This window comes from Bdellovibrio sp. KM01 (assembly GCF_013752535.1).
Taxonomy (GTDB): Bacteria; Bdellovibrionota; Bdellovibrionia; order Bdellovibrionales; family Bdellovibrionaceae; genus Bdellovibrio.
Map to the genome: position 1 here is coordinate 491002 of NZ_CP058348.1, position 17698 is coordinate 508699.

Below are 17698 nucleotides of genomic sequence, written 5' to 3' on the forward strand. Positions count from 1 at the left end.
CATGAGTCAAATTAAGAGTGTTCTTTTAGCTTTCCGCCCAAAAACTCTGACTGCAGCCCTGGTTCCGTGCCTGGCTGCCACAGCTCTGGTTAAAGCCATCGGTCTTTCCTGGGATGGGCATGTTTTATTTTTCGCCCTGGCTGCGTCTTTCCTTATCCAAATCGGCACAAATTTAGTGAACGATGCGGTGGATTTCAAAAAAGGTGCTGACACTGAAAAGCGTATTGGTCCACAGCGTATAACTCAGGCCGGAATTCTTTCCGCCAACCAAGTAATGGCTTTGGGTTCGTTATGTTTTGCTTTGGCGATCGCCTGCGGGATTCCGTTGGTAATGAAAGGTGGCATGGTTATCGTGGCGATTGGGATCGCTTCGGTGTTGATGGGCTATTCTTACACGGCGGGACCGTTCCCTTTGGCTTACTTGGGATTAGGTGATCTGTTTGTGATTTTGTTCTTTGGTTTGTTGGCAGTCATGGGCATGGTGTTTTTAAATACGGGTGACTGGATGATGGAGGCCTTTATTTTGGGGCTGCAAATCGGTTTTCATGCAACGACCTTGATTGCCATCAATAATCTTCGTGACCATACGGGCGACCGCCTGGTGAACAAGAAAACCTTGGCCGTTCGTTTCGGAGTTAAGTTTTCTCGCTATGAAATCGCAGCCATGGCGTTCTTGCCATTTGTATTGAATTTGTACTGGTGGTTTGAGGGTTATAAGATCGCAGCCATCGTCCCGATGTTTGCTTTGCCTTTGGCGGTCAAGTTAACAAAAAATGTTTTCAATACTGAGCCGGGACCTGTTTATAATAAGTTTCTGGGCCAGGCAGCAGGTCTGCATTTGGTCTTTGGACTTTTAATCACCCTAGGATTTGCATTTTGATCAAACTTAGCTACTACGAATATGTTCTGACGCCATTTACTACTTTGAACGCGGTCAGCGCGGGTCTTCCTCGCCGCGGAGCCTTGATCAAAGTGGAATGGCCTCAGGGATTCGTAGGCTATGGTGATTTGCACCCTTGGCCAGAACTTGGCGACACTCCTTTGGATGAACAGTTGGCAGCTTTGAAAAAAGGCCGTATCTCGGCGCAAATGGAGCAAACCATCTGGCTTGCTCGCAAAGATGCGAACCTTCGTAAAAAAGGTAAAACCATTCTGACAGCTGGGGAGAAAGTTCGTAACAACTTCCTGGTTTCCAATTCCGCAGAAATCGTTCCGGGTTTCCTGGACGAGTTGAAAAGACAATCGTACTCGACAATCAAATTGAAAGTCGGCCGTGACCTGGCTGCCGAAGCGACAGCGATCACTCGCATGGCGGCGGCGGGTTTTAAAATCCGTCTGGATTTTAACGGCACGGGCAGCTGGCAGATTTTTGAAAAATTCTTTTCCGGTCTGACGGCGCAGGAAAAAGTTTGGATCGAATACGTGGAAGATCCATTCCCTTATGACACCGACACTTGGGCTGATGCTAAAAAACTGGTGAAGGTCGCGTGCGATGCTCCTTATGAAAAAGTCGATTGGGAAAATTCCGCGAAAGTTCCCTTTGATATACTAGTAATCAAGCCAGCCAAGATGGATGTCGATAAAGCGATCGAGCGTTGCAAGAAGTTTAATTTGAAGGCGACAGTCACAAGTTACATGGATCACCCCGTGGGCTCAATGGGAGCATTGGCTGTGGCGATGGAGTGTAAAGAACTTTATCCCAACATTATGCTCGATGCAGGCTGCCTGACTTATCGCTCTTACCAAATGGATCAATTTGCAGCGAACATCAATACGACGGGACCTTTTCTATCCAACGTTAAAGGAACTGGCATTGGGTTTGATCTTTTGCTTAGAGATTTGCCGTGGCAGAAACTCAACTAAGCCTGGAGCTTTACTCTGACGATAATCTGATTTTACTGAATCCTCGTTGGCCCCAGAGTGATTATAATGATTTAAAAAAAATAGCAGAAACCGCGCAAGCAGAGCGTGGCCTAAAAGGCCACGTGTGGATTGCAACCTCTGGTTCCACCGCAGAATCTGCAAGTGCTACGAAGCTGGTGGCTCTTTCAAAAAAAGCCCTGATGGCATCTGCGAAATCCGTAAATCTGCATTTGCGCGCCACCAATCAAGATGTGTGGACTCAGGTTCTTCCACATTTTCATGTGGGGGGCTTTGGTATTGAAGTGCGAGCTCTGCTATCTGGTGCTCGCGTGGTGCCGGCATTGAAAGACGGACGATGGGACGTAGATTTCTTTTACGATGTTTTAGTGAAAGAAAAGTGCACACTGTCTGCCTTAGTGCCGACTCAAGTTTTTGATTTGGTGGAAAAGGGATATAAATCTCCGGCTTCGTTGCGAGCGATCGTCGTGGGCGGGGGAGCCTTGGAGGTTTCATTGTATGAAAAGGCGCGCGCCTTGGGGTGGCCGCTTTTACCAAGTTACGGAATGACCGAGACAGCTTCACAGATTGCAACAGCGTCTTTGGAATCGCTTAAGGAATCTGTCTATCCTGAAATTGAATTGTTATCCCATGCTCAAGCTAAAACCAATTCCGCAGGATTTTTAGAAGTCACTGCGGAATCCTTATTCACTTGTTATGCGCAAAATACTTCAGATGGTATCAAGCACTGGGATCCTAAAAATGGAATCTGGTTCACGACGGAAGATCGCGGTGAGGTTCAAGGAAATGCCCTCAAAATTTCCGGTCGCAGTAAGGATTATATCAAGATTGGTGGAGAGGGGACGAATGTCGCAAGACTTCGTGCTTTGTTAGAACAATCTGCCTTGGACTTTAATCCCCAATGGCCTATGCAAGTGACACTATTAGATATGCCGTCAGATCGTTTAGGTTCAGAAATTCACATGGTTAGCACATTGCCAGCGGAAGCAAACCTGAAGATTGCTGAATCGTATAGTGCAAAAGTTTTGCCGTTTGAAAAAATAAGACAGACCCATGTGGTGGCGGGAATTCCCCGTAGCGATCTGGGTAAGATTCTGTGGCAGCAGTTAAAGAAATTATTGTAGGAGTAAGCCATGATTCGCAAAGAAGAAAATCCCTGGAGCGATGCCCTTGTTATGATTTGCACGAAGTGTGGCAAGTCGATCTCTGGTATGAAAGAAGCGAATGTCGCAGATAATTTAAAAATGTTTTATAAGAAAAGCCTGAAGGACAGCGGCGACGGTAAAAAGATCCGTGTCGTGACTTCAAGCTGTTTGGATATTTGCATCGATGAATTTCAAGCGATCACAGTCGCAACGAAAGACAAGACGGAAAGCTTTATCATGCATCCTGAAAAAGACCGCGATGCTTTCTTAGAGCTTCTAAAAGAGAAGCTCTAAGGGCCTGTCACAGAGAAGTTTCCGTACATAATTGGCAAAGTTAACAAGCCTGTTCCATTGAATATCAATGACAGGCTTGAGCCAGAGTATGAGCTGGAAAGTTTGATATAGAATTTATACTGATTTGAGTTGTATGGAGCAATCGGAGCATACACATTCTCCGCAACAGCAGTCGATGAGCAACTTGGATCCGTATATAAAGTCACATCACCGGCAGCGGCACCCGAGCTATTCGAGAAGGCCAAATTAATTGGGTTTAAGGCCGGAATAATTCCCGCATAGTCATTTAAAGTCAGCATCACATAATTGCAGCTGCCTTTAACCAGTGTATAGCTTGTCGCTGTTTCAAATCCAAACCCCGTTGCAACGACACTGACGCTGACGTCACGAGAGACCGTGTTCATGCCCGTCGTAGTCATAGTGATGACGCTTGTGGAGTTTTGTCCTGCCGATGATTTCACGTAAACCTTCGACATCACGGCACCCTGAGTAACTACAAGACTTGAAAGTGCGTTCGTACAGTTTGAGTCGGAGTAAAATTCCAGACCTGCTACAGTAGAGCCCGAAGAGAAATTGAAAGTATAGTCTTTATCCGCGGGAACGGGTGTCCAATTTCCATTTGCGGTTACAACCGTATAAGGACTGCAATAGCTGCGACTGACAGTCGTGGGACCCCAGAAATCCACATTCGCAATTGTTGTTTTGCTAGATAGATCCACGCGCACCGGGAATGACGGGTTGTCATAGTTGGCATCGCTGACCGTGTAGTTCACTTCCACTTTGGTGAAATTCGTCGTCGAAGTGGTGTTGCCCGGTTCATATCTCACGTAAATTTTTGATTGGCTTACGTATGACGCGAAAAACACAGAGCTTGTTTTTGAACTCGAGTTACAATCATCAGCGGTATAGAAAAGCAATTTCGCATCGGACGGAGCCAGCGCCAGACTGATGGAATCAGTCATACTTCCTGATGTCTTGTTGTAATCCAAGCGCTGCAGCGTGATCGGATAGCAAACATTTTTATACAATGTGCCCGGAGCATCCGTCATCGAAATGAAACGATGAGACGACGCAGGATCGCGCAACGTTACAGGAGTCGCGGCCGTCGAAGCTGTTAGTCCGCCCGAAAGCGAAGTCACAGTAAAACCAAGAACCGTATCTATCGGAGTCGTCGGCATTTTGACGTAAATCTGCAACTGACTTTTATTCGCGGCGATCGTGAATGATGTTTGCGGGCTGTAACTTGAAGAGCAATCCGCGATTGATTTATAAGTCGAAATGCTTGTTCCTGCCGGAGGATTTACAGAGAAAGTGGCTGCTGTTCCCGTTGAAGTTTCATTTCCGTTGGCGTCAGTTACAAACACTGTGAACATTTCACACTGTCCAGCGCCACCAAAGTCTTTTGGGAAAATTTTGCGCAAAGCAAGTTTCGCAGCCGAGCCGACATTTTCTCCCGAACCTTTTTTAGGATCAGGTATTGTTAGGGTGCGAGTATCACCAAAGAAAGTGGAACCTTTAATATAAATGTTATCCACCGAAGAAGAATCACTATTCACCGTGATTCCCCAGATGCTGAGCAAATCTGCGGCTGTCACATAGATATCAAACTTACCATCCGAGCAATCGTTGTCATTGGTCACGCTGCCCAAAGTGGTATTAGAAGTGTCTGGAGACGTTGGAGCTGAGTGATAATTGATGTCATCGAAACTGATAACCACGGGGCCCACGCGAGGATCGCAAGTACCTGTGATCTCAACGTAGTTCTGCGTATCCATGTCTTGATCAAAGGGACTGGAGCTAGTCAAAACGGGTGCCGCCAGTTTTCTACCCAAAGTAGAAACTGAAACCGCCGGGTCTTCACAGCCCGCTAAAAAGGTCGTCGCAGCGATCAATAATAACAGTGGTTTGCAGGTTACGTTCACCATGCCTTACTCTTCGACGTCCAAACCTTTTGTCTTAAGACTTAGATTGAGAAACTTTCAGATTGTAAGGAAGTTGCAAGAACCGCGTTTCGAAATGAGACGGGGAAATTATTTTCCCCAGCCTTTTTCACTTTCGATTTGTTCGCGCAGTTGGCGCTCGATGCTTTCAGCGGGAACGACTTTTCCACGTCCCACACCGGGACAGAATGCTTTGACATCCTTTGCCCACGATTTTGCATTCATCACTTCAGGCCAGAACGGCCAAGTACGGCATTGAGTCGGGCGAGCTTCGTAAACGCCGCAGCCTTTGCCTTTAAGGAACATGCAGTCCGTATTTTTTGGATCTTCTTTCAAGTGCCAGATGCCGCCGGTTTTTTCGCAGTAGCGACGAGTGAAGGCCGAAGTGCTGATTTTCAAGTGCTTGGCAAAACGTTGGCGGTCCTCAAGGTTCAAATACACAAATCCGTACTCGCCATGGGAAGTACAGCATTTGCCTGAGCCAGTGCATTCGAAACGAACGCCTTCACGCCACCATTCTTTTCCTGTGAACTTGAACTCTTCCACTAATTTTTCTCCAGGTAAGGTTCCAAACGGGATTTCATCAATGCGGGAATTGCAGCTTTCTGTTTGGTTTTCAGATCCAAAACAGAATGAACCATCGTGACCACCGCGTGAGTTTTATCGCCTTGAGTGAAGACGTACTTCATTTTGAAAGAAGTTTCACCAAAACTTACGACCATCACCGAAATATCGTAGGTCTCGCCCGGAAAAAATGGAGCCATATAGTTGGCTTCAGAGTGGCGAAGTGGAATCGCATAGTTTTGATCCTGGAAATACTCTTTCCATGTATACCCGGCATCCACGATGAATTGTTCGAAAGCGTCGTGGGCAAACCCGTAAATATTCCCAAAAAACATGATTTTCGCGGGGTCTGCTTCCCTGAAAGTCAGGGTCTTTTTCGATCGGAAGACTTTATTCATAATGACTGGAACTTTAAGGCCCCTCTGCCCTTGACAGCAAGCAAGAATATCAGCATTTTGGGGCCCGCAGGCTGTTGAAAAAGGCTCATCCGACTGCGTTGTCGGGCCTTATCTTTCACTCCGACGTGCTTAAAAGTACGCCTCCGTTTCAGATAAGACCCTCCGCCTTGCGTCTGAACCTTTTTGAACAGCCTGCTAATAGGAGTCTTAATTGTCGCGCAATGTCATTGATCTGAAAGTCTATGATTCCAGGGATTTCCCTGCCTACTTACCAAAGCTGAATAAGCTTTATGATGACCTCTTTTCTGGAGGCAAAGGATTCCGCGCGAAATTGATCCGCATGATGTCTTCCAGTCTTTCCTTGGATGGAAAGTCTGAACATCTTTTGGCGCAAACGATCGAGTTCATCCACAATGCTTCGTTATTGCATGATGATTTGATCGACCGCTCTCATCTTCGTCGCGGTAAAACGACGGCGTGGCTTAAGTACACTCCCGAGTACGCAGTTCTTGCGGGTGACTATTTGCTTGCACGCGTGATGGTGAACCTTTCTGGTCACGGCAATATCAAACTTGTTCAATACACGGCTGAAATTATCTCGGACCTTTTGGAAGGGGAGTGGTTGCAGGACTCTGTGATTGGGGACTACTTTGTGACACTTGAGCAGTTGGACCGTATTCATAATTTGAAAACGGCATCCTTGTTCAAATGGTGTATCCGTGCTCCTTTCATCGCGCAAGAGCGCTATGATGCTGAACTTCATCAAATTCTGGAAGAGATGGGGACGTTGCTAGGTCAATTGTTCCAACGCTCTGATGATTTGCTTGATTACGACATCCGTAATGACGAAGGCAAAGCGATCTTGGGTGATTTGAAATCTGGCTACTTGAATTCTTTTGGCGCATACGTGACCGCAGGTCGCACTCGTCAGGAGATCGATCAAATCGTAAAATCGAAAAACTTAGATCAGTACTACGCAAGCATCGGTGGCAAAGAAGCTTTTGATAAAAAAGTGGAAGCCTTCGATGAAATTAACAAGGGTTTGATCGCAATGTACGACCATCACTTGGAGCGCTTGAAAAAGCACTTGAAACCGGGTGAGGAAAAGCTGATCAATCAACTTCGTCCTTTGACAGAGATTCTTTACTGGAGAAGGAAGCCTTCTTCGTGAGTGAGTTCGTTACCTTAAGCAAAAGCTCGCCTGAATTTGAATCCTACTTGCTTGGTACTTTTGCCAAAGACAAGCGTGCTTTGCCTGTGCAGACGTTGAATGTGAATTCCGCGTCTGAAACTGTGACGTTTAAAATTGTGCCGATGAGCGCTTTGGATTTTCCTCCGCGTATCGTGCGCATCATGAAAACTGTGAAGATCAGAAGCTTCCTGTTTATCTTGGTTCCGCTGTTTTTGATTCTGACAAAAAATATCGTTGATCAAACTTTGCGAGATCCTATCTCGACTTTGATTTCCACTTTTGGTGTGATTTGCGCGTTTATTTCCGTGAACCTTCGCAATGACTATACCGATCACGTTCGCGGTGTGGATCGTGTCCTTGAGCGCAGTGGCAGCCGTGCGATTCAAAACGGCTGGACGACGGCAGCTCATATCAAATCATTATCGACGGTCTTTTTGTGGATCTCGTTGATTTGTTCTTTGCCGGTGATGTTTGCCTACAACCAAGTGGCCATCGTTATCGTCGTGGCAGCTTTGATTGGTTTGTGGGCGCAATTTCAAAAACGCATTTCCTTTAAATATCAAATTGGTGGCGAGTTCGCGCTGTTCCTGATGTTCGGTCCCCTGTTGACTGTGGGCTATCAGTTGGCGATGGGGGCTCCCTTTGATAAAGAGTCCTTGTGGATCGGTGTCGTTTGGGGCTGGGCTGTTTTATTTGTGGTCCACCTTCGTAATTTTATAAATATTCTTCCCAGCAGCCAGGCCGGTTTTAGAAATACTGTGAACTGGTTGGGTTTTGATCGTTCACGTCGGCTGATTGCGATCTGGTGGGCGATTTTTTTAATCATCAATCTTTTCTATCACACAGTGTATGCCGGAAAGTATTGGGGAGTTTACGTCAGTGTGGCGCTGGTGTTCTTGTCTTGTACTTTCATTTCCAAGCTTAAAAGCCTTTCCAGCCCCGTGGGTGGTGATTTACGCCAGGTTTTCAAATACGGATTCACTTTGTTCTTATTCACCATTGGACTGTGGGTGTTTGAATGTCTTTGGTATCTTCTGGCGAGCTAAAACAAATATGTGTCATCGCCGATGATGCTGGAATGTCCAGGGGACAACAGTGGGCTCAATTTTTAAATTGCCCCTTGAATCCTGCTTCTCTGGATTCTTACTATTTCCGATTCAATGTTGAAGGCGAGCGCATTTACGTGCGCGATCAAGATAAGCGTCTGCTGGAAATCGACTTCGATAAAAATCATCTGGATTACGAGCGCAAAGGTCATCGGGGAAAACAGGAATTGATCGCCAAAGCTTTGGGTGCGGCCAAGGGTTGCAAGAAAGTTTTGGATCTTTCTGTGGGCATGGGAATCGACAGTGTCTTTTTGACTCAGCTGGGTTTTCAAGTCACAGGTGTGGAGCGCTCTCCGGTTTTGTATGCGCTTTTAAGTGAAGCCTTCGCGAAAACTCAAAAAGAGTATCTAAAATCCTATAAATTGCACTTTGCAAACAGCTTGGATTTCCTGCGCGAGCAAAACGGAAAAATCGAAATCGATTCTATCTATTTTGATCCCATGTATCCGCACAAGAAAAAGTCGTCGTTGCCTAAACAAGAGATGGTCGTATTCCGGGATCTGGTCGGTCACGATGATGATGCGGCGGAAGTTTTAAAAGAAGCTTTGAAATGGCCAGTGAAACGCGTGGTGGTTAAAAGACCGATCCACGCTGAAGAACTGTTGCCCGGTGTGATTCACTCTTTTGAAGGAAAGGTGGTTCGTTATGATTCTTATGTGGTTGGGTAGTTTTGTCCTGATGATGTTTGGTCTGACGAAATCCCAAAAAAGCGCGGCGCAAATGTTCCGCTCTTTTCAAAAGTCGTTTTTAGACAAGAACATCGATCAACCGCGAATGATCAAAATGTTTCAGTACTGCCTGGATGTAGTACTGTTGGAAGTATCTCCGCAAAAATCTTTATATGCCGGAATGGGCATGTACAATCTGCGCATCGCAAGCCTTCGTCCCAGTGCTTTGGTGATGTGTCTTTCCACGCTGGGTGCGTGGTGGGTCGCTTTATTGGGAATGTTATTCCTAAGTTTCAATGGCTCGTTCCTGCTGGGGCTTTGTGCCTTGGGACTTGTCTCGGTCATTATGACGCCAAAAATCCGTACGGTTCTAGAGTGGATTTTAGGCACAGGTATTTTTTTGATTGGTGGGGAGTTGGTGCTTAAAAACTCCAACGTTTTGATCATGGCCTTAGGTCAAAGTGATTTGGCATTTTTCCTGGCTGATGGAAGAATCGTATCCGTCGCTTCTATTTTGCTTGCGTCGGCATTGATCAGTCTGATTGTGCGTGTGGAATTTTGGTCCCTGGCTTTGGGGTTATCGCTTTTATTTGTAAATGTGATTTCCCTGAATGGTGCGATTGCCTTGCTTGCGGGTGAACGTGTGGGCCGTATGATTTTATTCTGGTGGCATACGCGCTCTTTAAATCAGGATTGCCGCCGCGTGGGTTTGCAGTTCTCGTTAGTTTCAATTGCAGGGGCTATTTTGGGGATGCTTTTGGCCGGGGAAGTCCGGGTCACCCTCAATATGGGATACACGTCCGAAATGAGTGCGTATCAGGATAAGAGCCTGCAGTACGTGATTCTGTTTTTGATCATTCTAAGTGTGCAGTTCTTGGCTCAAATGGTATGGGGCCACTTCGGTAGCACCAAGCAAGTGGACGAGATGCAGGATCCAAAATACATTTCTCAAGTTTGGTTGTCAGAGGATTTTGCATCCCCTGGGGTTTACCAATGGGCGAAATCTAAAATTCATAAACGCTTAAGCGAAGTGCGCTATCACTTGCAGGGGCTTAGCACTTTGCAAGAGGGCCAAGTCCCGGGTCCGATTCAAGCTCGTTTAAAAGAAGAGGAGCGGCAGCTCTCTCAGCTGGATGTGATGCTTAGTTAGGGAATTCTTCTTTAATGACTTTTCCTGTATCCAAATCAATCGAATTGCTAAAGCCTTCCCAGTCGAGGGCTTTGGCTTGTGATCCAAACTTAAAAATGGCGGTATAGAAGCGGGGTTTGCGGCCCTCAATCTGCCAGCGAATGCTCATGTCCTTATTCAGAAAGAGGACATTGTCATATAGCTTTCGTGTCGGAATCTTATCATTGAAGATATTCAATAAAACCAGAATTCCGTCCTCGAACTCCAGGGCGTTTTCTATCGTGTGAATCAGGAAAAGATTTTGTCCGGAGTACTGAATCTGGTGATTTTCAATTCTTAGCATGTTCCTTCGTTTCTTTCATTTTAGCCCGCGCAGGTCTCAGTAATGCAAAACCATTTCCCGGCTGAAATAGTGTTTAAGGGGCTCTCTGTCCGACAGATGTTCTAGTGCCGGACAAGGACTCATTATCTTTTTGTTTCCAAAATTGGGTTCGTGTCTACTTTTTGTTCATCTGAAATGAGGTTTAATCGGTTCTTTGCGTGGTCCGTGGGTTGCACTCAGGAATTCAGATTCAAAAACTAAAGATCTAAAGGAGCACCCATGAAAAGTGTTTTGTTTGTTTTAGTATCCGCAATGTCGATGAACGCGATGGCGTTGGAAATCTCAACATCCATCAAAATCACGCAGGCGAATCAGGAAAAAACTGCTTATGAGCAAATGCTTTTGGATGCGCAACCGGATGCTGCGATTTATATCGCATCAGGTGGTAAAGAGTTGAGACCTCAATTGGCTCGCACGTTCGAAGTTATCCGTTCGAAGAACGGCAACAAAGGTTCTAATATGGAACTTGCAGAATCCATCGCGAACGCAAAATAGTTCGAAAACCCTTACGTATGTTGCTTAAAAGGCCACCCTCCGGTGGCCTTTTATTTTGAGCTGAACGAACTAATTTGCCTGCCCAAAAGCGGCACCCTGTTCAAATCTCCAGCAATCTAAAGACGTTAAAAGCGATTGGTTTTATTTGGCAGGCCTTCTCTGTGGCAGGATCTTTGTAAGTAATCGAATATGCTTAAAATATCATTGTTCAGACAGCTGATCGCCTTATCCTTGCCGCTGGTAACCAGCGTGGTGGCGCATGGCTTTGAATATCGCCTCGTGACTTCGCTTCCTGCGAATCAGCGCACGGCAGTTCAAGATCTTTTGAAACAAGCTGAACAAAAACTTCCTGAAACATTAAAGGCGGCTTTAAGCACCGTCGATGTGCGCTTCAATCAGCTTCCTTCTTTCAGTGCTCTTTCCCCGAATATCGGTGTCGCAAGCTTTCAACGTCGTGATCTGACGATCAATACTTTGATGTTGGCTGAAATTGTTAAAGGACCTCAAGGTTCAACGCGCACGACTCGCACTCATGGCAACATGTACAATGAAGTTCTAGCGACGGTTCTGCATGAAACGACTCACTTGTATGATTTTGCCAATGTTCACAGTGATTCAGAAAATGAAATGATCAGACACTGTGATACCAAGTTTGCAAAATCCAAAGAGGAACGCATTCAGAATGGTCCTCGTCCGTATGCCTGCAAATACTATGAGAACATGACGACTTCTTTTTCTTCTAATCCATACTATTTGCAAGTCGCGGGTTGGACAGGTCAAAGCGAGAACGTCATGAATCAACGTTCTCCGGATATCTATGAGCTTAAAGACAAGCGCGAGCATTTCGCTGTGAACATGGAATACTTCCTGATGGATCCACAGTTTAAATGTCGTCGTCCATCAATATATAAAGTCCTGTCGGCGCAGTTCCAGCACGTGCCTTTTCAAAATGTGACGTGTGAAACCCAATTGGGCTACGTGATTCCGAATAGTGGTGCGATGTACAGCCAGATTTTGCAGATCAATCCAGATCGCATTTATCAAGTTCATTATCTGTTTGCAGAAAAGGGTAGCGATATTTCTTCAGGTTGGGGTCACTCGATGATTCGCTTGGTGATGTGCGCTCCAGAGCGTAAAACGGTGGGCCCTGATTGCCTTCGTGACGTTGAATATTCCGTGGTTTTAAGTTTCCGTGCGTGGGTTGAAGCGATTCAGCTCAGCATGTGGGCGGGACTGGTTGGGGACTATTCTTCTCGTCTGTTCATTTTGCCATTAAGTCAGGTTGTCGATGAATATCCGAAAGGTCAGTTCCGTTCTTTGCGCAGTATTCCTTTAAAGCTGACGCGTGAACAAATCCGTGACCTGGTTGTGCGCTCTGTTGAAACGCACTGGGGCTACGAGGGCAGATATAAATTTGTCACTGCAAACTGCGCGACGGAAACTTTGGATCTGTTGCAGTCCGTATTGCAATCACCGGCCATGATGAATGTGGATATTAAAACTCCCGCAGGATTGTATTCTGTTTTGCAAAAATTGAATCTTGCGGATGATTCTGTATTCAGAGATCCGAAAAGTGCCAAAGAATTGGGTTACTATTTTGAATCCTATGAAGAGCGCTATAACAATACGTTCAAATTGGTGAAAGACGCGGGTTTCACTCCGCTGAAAGACTTTAAAGAGTGGATCAACGCGGATGCGGCTTATCGCCAGAAAGTCATTCGTGCCATTCCGAAATCTCACCCCGAGTATAAGAAAATGATTGCTTCGCTGTTTGTCTTGGAGTTTGCGGCCCAAAGACAGATTCAAACTTATATTTTGCAGGATTTAACCGGCTTGATGGCTGAAGGCAAGTCGAGCGCAGAGGCTGATAAAGCTCAGCAGACCGCAAAAAACTATATGAAGATTTCTGAGTTGTTCGCAAAACCGTCATCGTTTTTGCCGAAGGGCAGAGGTTACGGTTTGCCGCTTCCAGGGGAAATGGCAGCGGCGAAAGAGCTGGTGGCTGTGAAAGCCAAGGAAGCAATTAAGATTTCTGAAGAAACAAAAAAAATGGCTGATCAACTGACCGACACAGTTCTGATGAGGCAGGTAGAGACCAGCAACGAAAATGTTAAATTATTACAGCAACTGCTTCGCACGAAGTAGTGAAAGGTGAACCTATGAAAAAGGCAATTGTTACCGCTATCATTATGCTTACAGGTGCTTCTGCGATGGCCCAGTATTATCCAGGTCCTGCGCCAGGTGGTTACTATCCTCCTCCTGGTGGCGGCGGTTATCACCACCAGCAACCAGATCCGAATGATCAAGCTTCGGCGATGAGTGCCGCGACAGGTGCCATGTTTCTTTCTTTGGCTACGATGTGTGGTGCTGGTCCAGGTTGCTATTACAAAAACTTAGTGGCCGCAACTCAAGAGGAAGCCGTTCTTTTTAAGGTGGATGGTTCCGTAGGTCCGTACTTGGCGAGAACTTTAGAAGTATCTAAAACTCGTGAAGGTCTTAAGGATCTTTCTTTGGAGCAGCAGATCGAGAACATCATCCAGTTCAAGCCTTAGTTCGTTTCTTCTAGTCGACCCGACTTAGGGCCGAGTCAGGAATCACTGCCTGACTCGGCTGTAAAACAAATCTAAAATAAGAGCGTTATGACGAATGATCCAAACGCTCTTAAAGAACGCATTTCTGATTTAGAACATGAACTGGCTGTGAAAGAAGCAGAGGTTCATCGTTACCGTTTGGAACTGGGTAAAGCCAATCAAGCTCTGGAAAAAATGATTCATCAAATGAATCAGGAGTTGAAACTTGCTCAGGCTTTGCAGAAAAAACTTTCCCCTACAGAATTGCCCAATGTTCAAGGTTTTGAGTTTTCCACCAAGTTTTTGCCTGGTACTCGTTCGGGCGGGGACTACTTTGATATTTTCGAACATGAAGATAAATTGAAGTTTGGAATTCTGATTTCCAGTGCGACTGGATACTCCCTGTCGTCGATGCTTCTTTCCGTTATCATTAAAATTTCATCTCAGATGGAAGCACGCCGCGGCCTTGAAGCTCACAAAGTTGTGGGTATATTGGCAAATGACGTTGTACCAAATATAACGAACGACGATCGCGCGAATATCTTTTATGGAATCGTTGATCGACGCAGTTATGAATTTCAGTATTGTTCAGTTGGCGACATCGATGGTTTTCACCAGATCTATGGCAAGGATGCTCTGTCGGAACTTATGGCGACGGGGCCCAGCTTAGGTAAGGATTTTAACACGGAGCCTCAAAGTCGCACCATTCAACTGAACCCCCGTGATAGACTGATTTTGGCGACCGAAGGCCTCAAAAACTCTCAGAACTCTTTGGGAGTTGGCTGGGGTGGGCATAATTTGATGGACGCCATATCAAAAGCGCCTCGTCAGGGTGTGCACGAGCTGCGTAACGAGATTCTTTATGCGAATCAAAAATATTCCGGCAAAGAGGATCCCGTCAGAGATCAGACTCTGATCGTCACTGAGGTGAAGGATCGAGTGATCAAGCTTGCCAAGAACTAGCTGTTTTTATATGACTTATTTTATTCTACTTCCACTGGAAAGGAACCCCACATGGCTGAAGTAAATATCTACGAAGGCGCTTTAGATAAAGGTCTTGAAGGCGTAGTTGCATGTACAACGAAAGTATCTTTCATCGTTGGCGATAATCTTAATTTCCGCGGTTACACAATCGACGATTTGGCTGCGAACTCTACATTCGAGGAAGTTACTTACCTTCTTTGGAATGACAAACTTCCAAACGCTTCCGAGTTGGAAAAGTTCTCTAAAGAACTTCACGGCGAAATGGCATTGTCTCCAGACTTCATCAAAGTTTTGAAAGGCATTCCAACTGACGTTCACCCGATGGGTTGGTTGCGCACGGCTGTATCTTTGATGGCTCACTATGATAAAGATGCTAACGATATGTCTGCTGAGGCAAACCTTCGCAAGTCTGTTCGTTTGACTGCTAAAATGGGAACTCTTCTTTGCGCATTCGATGCAATCCGCAAAGGCAAAGAGCCTGTGGCTCCAAAAACAGACAAGTCCATGGCTTGGAACATGATGTACATGCTTGCTGGTGGTAAAGAGCCAAACGCTGAACACGTAAAAGTAATGGACACTTGTTTGATTCTTCACGCTGACCATGAATTGAACTGTTCTGCATTCGCAACTCGTGTAACAGCTTCTTCTTTGTCTGATCTGCACTCTGCAATCGTTTCTGCAATTGGTGCATTGAAAGGCCCGTTGCACGGTGGTGCAAATGAACAAGTTATCCTTATGCTTCAAAAAATCGGCACAATGGATAAAGCTCAGCAATTCGTAAAAGACGCTCTTCAAGCGAAAGAAAAAGTGATGGGTATCGGTCACCGCGTTTACAAAAACGGCGACCCTCGTGCTCGCATCCTTCGCACTATGTCTGAAAAATTGACTAAAGCGGCTGGCATGGAAACTATGTATCAAATGTCGACTTTGATCGACGATACTATGTTCAATGAAAAAGGTTTGATGCCGAACGTGGATTTCTATTCTGCAACTGTGTACTTCTCAATGGGCATCCCAACTGATTTGTTCACTCCGATCTTCGCAGCTTCTCGTATTTCTGGCTGGTGCGCTCACGCGTTCGAGCAATACGCGAACAACCGTATCTACCGCCCTCGTGGTAAATGGGCTGGTAAAGAAGGTTTGACTTGGAAACCGGTAAGCCAACGATAGTTTGCCTCAATCCGACTCTGGTCTGATTGGAAAATATTTTGGTCTATAAAGGGGGTCGCAAGACTCCCTTTTTCTTTTTGCATCTTCACAAAACCCTCCATTTAGAATCTGAAATTTTCTAGGCTACAGCCTTGATGGCTCTAACATATTCGCTGGCTCAGGATGAGTATGGAATAGAGACGGCAAGGAGAAGCTATGAATATTTTCTGGAAAAGAATTCTCGTTCTCTTGGTGGCTTTTGGCTTTTATTCTGCTGATAAAAGTTATGCGCAGTTTGAAGCCCAGAACCCTTTCCTGGAAATGGAACGGCAGTTTACTCCTGGGGACTACACGCGCCTTTTTTCGAATATGAGTGTCGACGATATGCGAGCGACAATGTTGAAATCCTGGGTGCACGGTGTGAATCCCGTTTATTATTGGCGCCCTGATATGGAAAAAGCTTTTCAAGAGGGCGGAGCGACCTCTCCCGGATTGAAAGCGAAAGCCGACGAGAACTATCTAAAACTCTTGCAGGATATTTCCATCGGAAGTGCCAATCCCGTTATGATGGGCACAGATGTTAAGTTCGTGCAGAAAAAATTCCTGTCTCCAAAATATCTACAAATGCTGATCAGCTCCAGCGGCTCGCGCCCGGATCTGTTGGTGGATAATCTGGCGCCGCAAAATCCTCCTTATAATGCGCTTAAGGCCGCGATTGCAAAAGTCTATCCAGCTTGTGGCGATGGCACTTGGACACCTTTGAAACCATTTAAAAAACCTTTAAAGCTTGGGATGAAAAACCCTGGTGTGATTGATTTGAAAAAACGGTTAAGTCTTCTGGGCTATCCGATCGTGAATTTCGACGAAACGTTTGATCGGGAAGCACAACTCGCTGTGAATGATATCCAGTGGAATCTTCATTGGAAGCCTGATGGTATTCTTTCTCCGGGTGGTCGCACATGGAATTTTTTAAGTGTTTCTTGTAAGGACCGCACACGCCAGATTCAAGCAGACATGGAGAAAATGCGCTGGTTCCCGCAAACATTCCCAGAGAGATATATTTTTGTAAATACCGCGATGACCTACTTTGGGATGATCGACAAAACTCAACCTGAACGATTTACGATAGCGTTTAAAACCATCAATGGTCGTCCTGAAAGGAAAACACCGACAATGGCGGACAGCCTGGTGCGCGTGATTTTAAATCCTTTCTGGATTGTGCCGCCGACGATTTTCATTCAAGACAAAGTCGAAGATATCAAGAAACTGAATTATTGGGAGATCAATGCTTACTTTGACTCTCACAACTATGAAGTATGGAACAAAGAGTTCACGCGCCGCCTGGATCCTGCAAGTATTAACTGGTGGGCCTACGATAGCACACAAGACGCCGATATTTATATTCGCCAAAAACCCCACTTGGGTAATGCCCTGGGTATTGTGAAGTTCGAACTGACGAATTCTTTTGCGATATATCTGCACGACACAAACCAACGGGAACTTTTCGTGGAAGCGAACCGCCAACTCAGTTCCGGATGTGTGCGCTTGGAAAAACCATTGGATCTGGCAGAGTATCTATTGCGTGGAACGCCCTGGGATCGCCAAGCGATTGAAAATACGATCGCAAAACCCGGTCAGGTTATGACGAAGGATACTAAAATACCTTTGAAAGAGCCGGTCGCGGTATATATCGGCTTTATCACTTCGCAAATGTTCTCTGATAAGGTGATTCGTTTTACGACGGATTCCTATAATCAAAATGCGAAAGTTCTATCTTTGATGAGGGCTCCTTTTTAGGGGG

At 45.7% G+C, this 17698-nt stretch carries 18 protein-coding genes; 14 read left to right on the forward strand and 4 right to left on the reverse strand.

What is annotated here, in order from left to right; genetic code table 11:
• Position 1: 1 nt before the first annotated feature.
• Genes menA through HW988_RS02535 form a run of 4 tightly spaced genes read left to right on the forward strand, consistent with a single transcriptional unit; the run spans position 2 to position 3320 of the window.
• Positions 2–880 (forward strand): 1,4-dihydroxy-2-naphthoate octaprenyltransferase, encoded by an 879-nt coding sequence (gene menA, locus HW988_RS02520; protein ID WP_181606087.1) that lies wholly within the window; start codon positions 2–4, stop codon positions 878–880.
• Positions 877–1863 carry a hypothetical protein gene (locus tag HW988_RS02525; RefSeq protein ID WP_181606088.1) on the forward strand — a complete coding sequence of 329 codons (987 nt, stop codon included), beginning with the start codon at positions 877–879 and terminating at the stop codon, positions 1861–1863. Before menA ends, HW988_RS02525 begins: the two co-directional genes overlap by 4 nt.
• A complete protein-coding gene (locus tag HW988_RS02530) occupies positions 1845–3005 on the forward strand; it encodes an AMP-binding protein (RefSeq protein ID WP_181606089.1) in 1161 nt (386 codons plus the stop codon). Before HW988_RS02525 ends, HW988_RS02530 begins: the two co-directional genes overlap by 19 nt.
• A 9-nt stretch (positions 3006–3014) precedes the next feature.
• Entirely contained in the window at positions 3015–3320 is a 306-nt protein-coding gene (locus HW988_RS02535) for a (2Fe-2S) ferredoxin domain-containing protein (protein WP_255490174.1), read from the forward strand.
• Here the strand turns inward: HW988_RS02535 and HW988_RS02540 are convergent.
• From HW988_RS02540 to HW988_RS02550, 3 genes are all read right to left on the reverse strand, one after another.
• A complete protein-coding gene (locus HW988_RS02540; RefSeq protein ID WP_181606090.1) occupies positions 3317–5245 on the reverse strand; it encodes a hypothetical protein in 1929 nt (642 codons plus the stop codon). The two genes, HW988_RS02535 and HW988_RS02540, sit on opposite strands and share 4 nt — an antisense overlap.
• A gap of 105 nt (positions 5246–5350) precedes the next feature.
• Positions 5351–5806: a YkgJ family cysteine cluster protein gene (locus tag HW988_RS02545; RefSeq protein ID WP_142698859.1), complete on the reverse strand. Its 456-nt coding sequence runs from the start codon at positions 5804–5806 to the stop codon at positions 5351–5353.
• Complete coding sequence (locus tag HW988_RS02550) at positions 5806–6222, reverse strand: acyl-CoA thioesterase (RefSeq protein WP_181606091.1); 417 nt, start codon at positions 6220–6222, stop codon at positions 5806–5808. Before HW988_RS02550 ends, HW988_RS02545 begins: the two co-directional genes overlap by 1 nt.
• A gap of 211 nt (positions 6223–6433) precedes the next feature.
• Here HW988_RS02550 and HW988_RS02555 point away from each other — a divergent pair, with 211 nt between their 5' ends.
• The 4 genes from HW988_RS02555 to HW988_RS02570 are packed head-to-tail and all read left to right on the forward strand — an operon-like array spanning position 6434 to position 10338.
• Entirely contained in the window at positions 6434–7393 is a 960-nt protein-coding gene (locus HW988_RS02555; RefSeq protein ID WP_181606092.1) for a polyprenyl synthetase family protein, read from the forward strand.
• Positions 7390–8460: a prenyltransferase gene (locus tag HW988_RS02560; protein ID WP_181606093.1), complete on the forward strand. Its 1071-nt coding sequence runs from the start codon at positions 7390–7392 to the stop codon at positions 8458–8460. Before HW988_RS02555 ends, HW988_RS02560 begins: the two co-directional genes overlap by 4 nt.
• Positions 8433–9188, forward strand: a complete 756-nt coding sequence (locus HW988_RS02565) for a class I SAM-dependent methyltransferase (RefSeq protein WP_181606094.1) — start codon at positions 8433–8435, stop codon at positions 9186–9188. Before HW988_RS02560 ends, HW988_RS02565 begins: the two co-directional genes overlap by 28 nt.
• Positions 9166–10338 carry a hypothetical protein gene (locus HW988_RS02570; protein ID WP_255490175.1) on the forward strand — a complete coding sequence of 391 codons (1173 nt, stop codon included), beginning with the start codon at positions 9166–9168 and terminating at the stop codon, positions 10336–10338. Before HW988_RS02565 ends, HW988_RS02570 begins: the two co-directional genes overlap by 23 nt.
• Here the strand turns inward: HW988_RS02570 and HW988_RS02575 are convergent.
• Positions 10331–10660: a hypothetical protein gene (locus HW988_RS02575; protein ID WP_181606095.1), complete on the reverse strand. Its 330-nt coding sequence runs from the start codon at positions 10658–10660 to the stop codon at positions 10331–10333. The two genes, HW988_RS02570 and HW988_RS02575, sit on opposite strands and share 8 nt — an antisense overlap.
• Before the next feature lie 258 nt (positions 10661–10918).
• Here HW988_RS02575 and HW988_RS02580 point away from each other — a divergent pair, with 258 nt between their 5' ends.
• The 6 genes from HW988_RS02580 (at position 10919) to HW988_RS02605 (ending at position 17694) form a co-directional block, all read left to right on the forward strand.
• Positions 10919–11194, forward strand: coding sequence for a DUF2388 domain-containing protein (locus HW988_RS02580; protein ID WP_142698865.1), 276 nt, complete (start codon positions 10919–10921; stop codon positions 11192–11194).
• 189 nt (positions 11195–11383) lie between these two features.
• Positions 11384–13339, forward strand: coding sequence for a DUF4105 domain-containing protein (locus tag HW988_RS02585; RefSeq protein WP_181606096.1), 1956 nt, complete (start codon positions 11384–11386; stop codon positions 13337–13339).
• Positions 13340–13353: 14 nt separating this feature from the next.
• On the forward strand, positions 13354–13746 hold the full coding sequence (locus tag HW988_RS02590) for a hypothetical protein (RefSeq protein ID WP_142698867.1): 393 nt from the start codon (positions 13354–13356) through the stop codon (positions 13744–13746).
• A gap of 87 nt (positions 13747–13833) precedes the next feature.
• Positions 13834–14727 carry a PP2C family protein-serine/threonine phosphatase gene (locus HW988_RS02595; protein WP_181606097.1) on the forward strand — a complete coding sequence of 298 codons (894 nt, stop codon included), beginning with the start codon at positions 13834–13836 and terminating at the stop codon, positions 14725–14727.
• 51 nt (positions 14728–14778) lie between these two features.
• Positions 14779–15918: a citrate synthase gene (locus HW988_RS02600; protein WP_181606098.1), complete on the forward strand. Its 1140-nt coding sequence runs from the start codon at positions 14779–14781 to the stop codon at positions 15916–15918.
• Positions 15919–16113: 195 nt separating this feature from the next.
• Positions 16114–17694, forward strand: a complete 1581-nt coding sequence (locus tag HW988_RS02605; RefSeq protein WP_181606099.1) for a L,D-transpeptidase family protein — start codon at positions 16114–16116, stop codon at positions 17692–17694.
• Positions 17695–17698: the final 4 nt, after the last annotated feature.

Bases quoted from the DNA above. Each gene is read 5' to 3' on its own strand.
- HW988_RS02605 (WP_181606099.1), top strand. From the start codon at position 16,114: ATGAATATTTTCTGGAAAAGAATTCTCGTTCTCTTGGTGGCTTTTGGC.
- HW988_RS02570 (WP_255490175.1), top strand. From the start codon at position 9,166: ATGATTCTTATGTGGTTGGGTAGTTTTGTCCTGATGATGTTTGGTCTG.
- HW988_RS02535 (WP_255490174.1), top strand. From the start codon at position 3,015: ATGATTCGCAAAGAAGAAAATCCCTGGAGCGATGCCCTTGTTATGATT.
- menA (WP_181606087.1), top strand. From the start codon at position 2: ATGAGTCAAATTAAGAGTGTTCTTTTAGCTTTCCGCCCAAAAACTCTG.
- HW988_RS02540 (WP_181606090.1), bottom strand. From the start codon at position 5,245: ATGGTGAACGTAACCTGCAAACCACTGTTATTATTGATCGCTGCGACG.
- HW988_RS02550 (WP_181606091.1), bottom strand. From the start codon at position 6,222: ATGAATAAAGTCTTCCGATCGAAAAAGACCCTGACTTTCAGGGAAGCA.
- HW988_RS02590 (WP_142698867.1), top strand. From the start codon at position 13,354: ATGAAAAAGGCAATTGTTACCGCTATCATTATGCTTACAGGTGCTTCT.
- HW988_RS02575 (WP_181606095.1), bottom strand. From the start codon at position 10,660: ATGCTAAGAATTGAAAATCACCAGATTCAGTACTCCGGACAAAATCTT.
- HW988_RS02565 (WP_181606094.1), top strand. From the start codon at position 8,433: ATGTCTTTGGTATCTTCTGGCGAGCTAAAACAAATATGTGTCATCGCC.
- HW988_RS02585 (WP_181606096.1), top strand. From the start codon at position 11,384: ATGCTTAAAATATCATTGTTCAGACAGCTGATCGCCTTATCCTTGCCG.
- HW988_RS02600 (WP_181606098.1), top strand. From the start codon at position 14,779: ATGGCTGAAGTAAATATCTACGAAGGCGCTTTAGATAAAGGTCTTGAA.
- HW988_RS02595 (WP_181606097.1), top strand. From the start codon at position 13,834: ATGACGAATGATCCAAACGCTCTTAAAGAACGCATTTCTGATTTAGAA.
- HW988_RS02580 (WP_142698865.1), top strand. From the start codon at position 10,919: ATGAAAAGTGTTTTGTTTGTTTTAGTATCCGCAATGTCGATGAACGCG.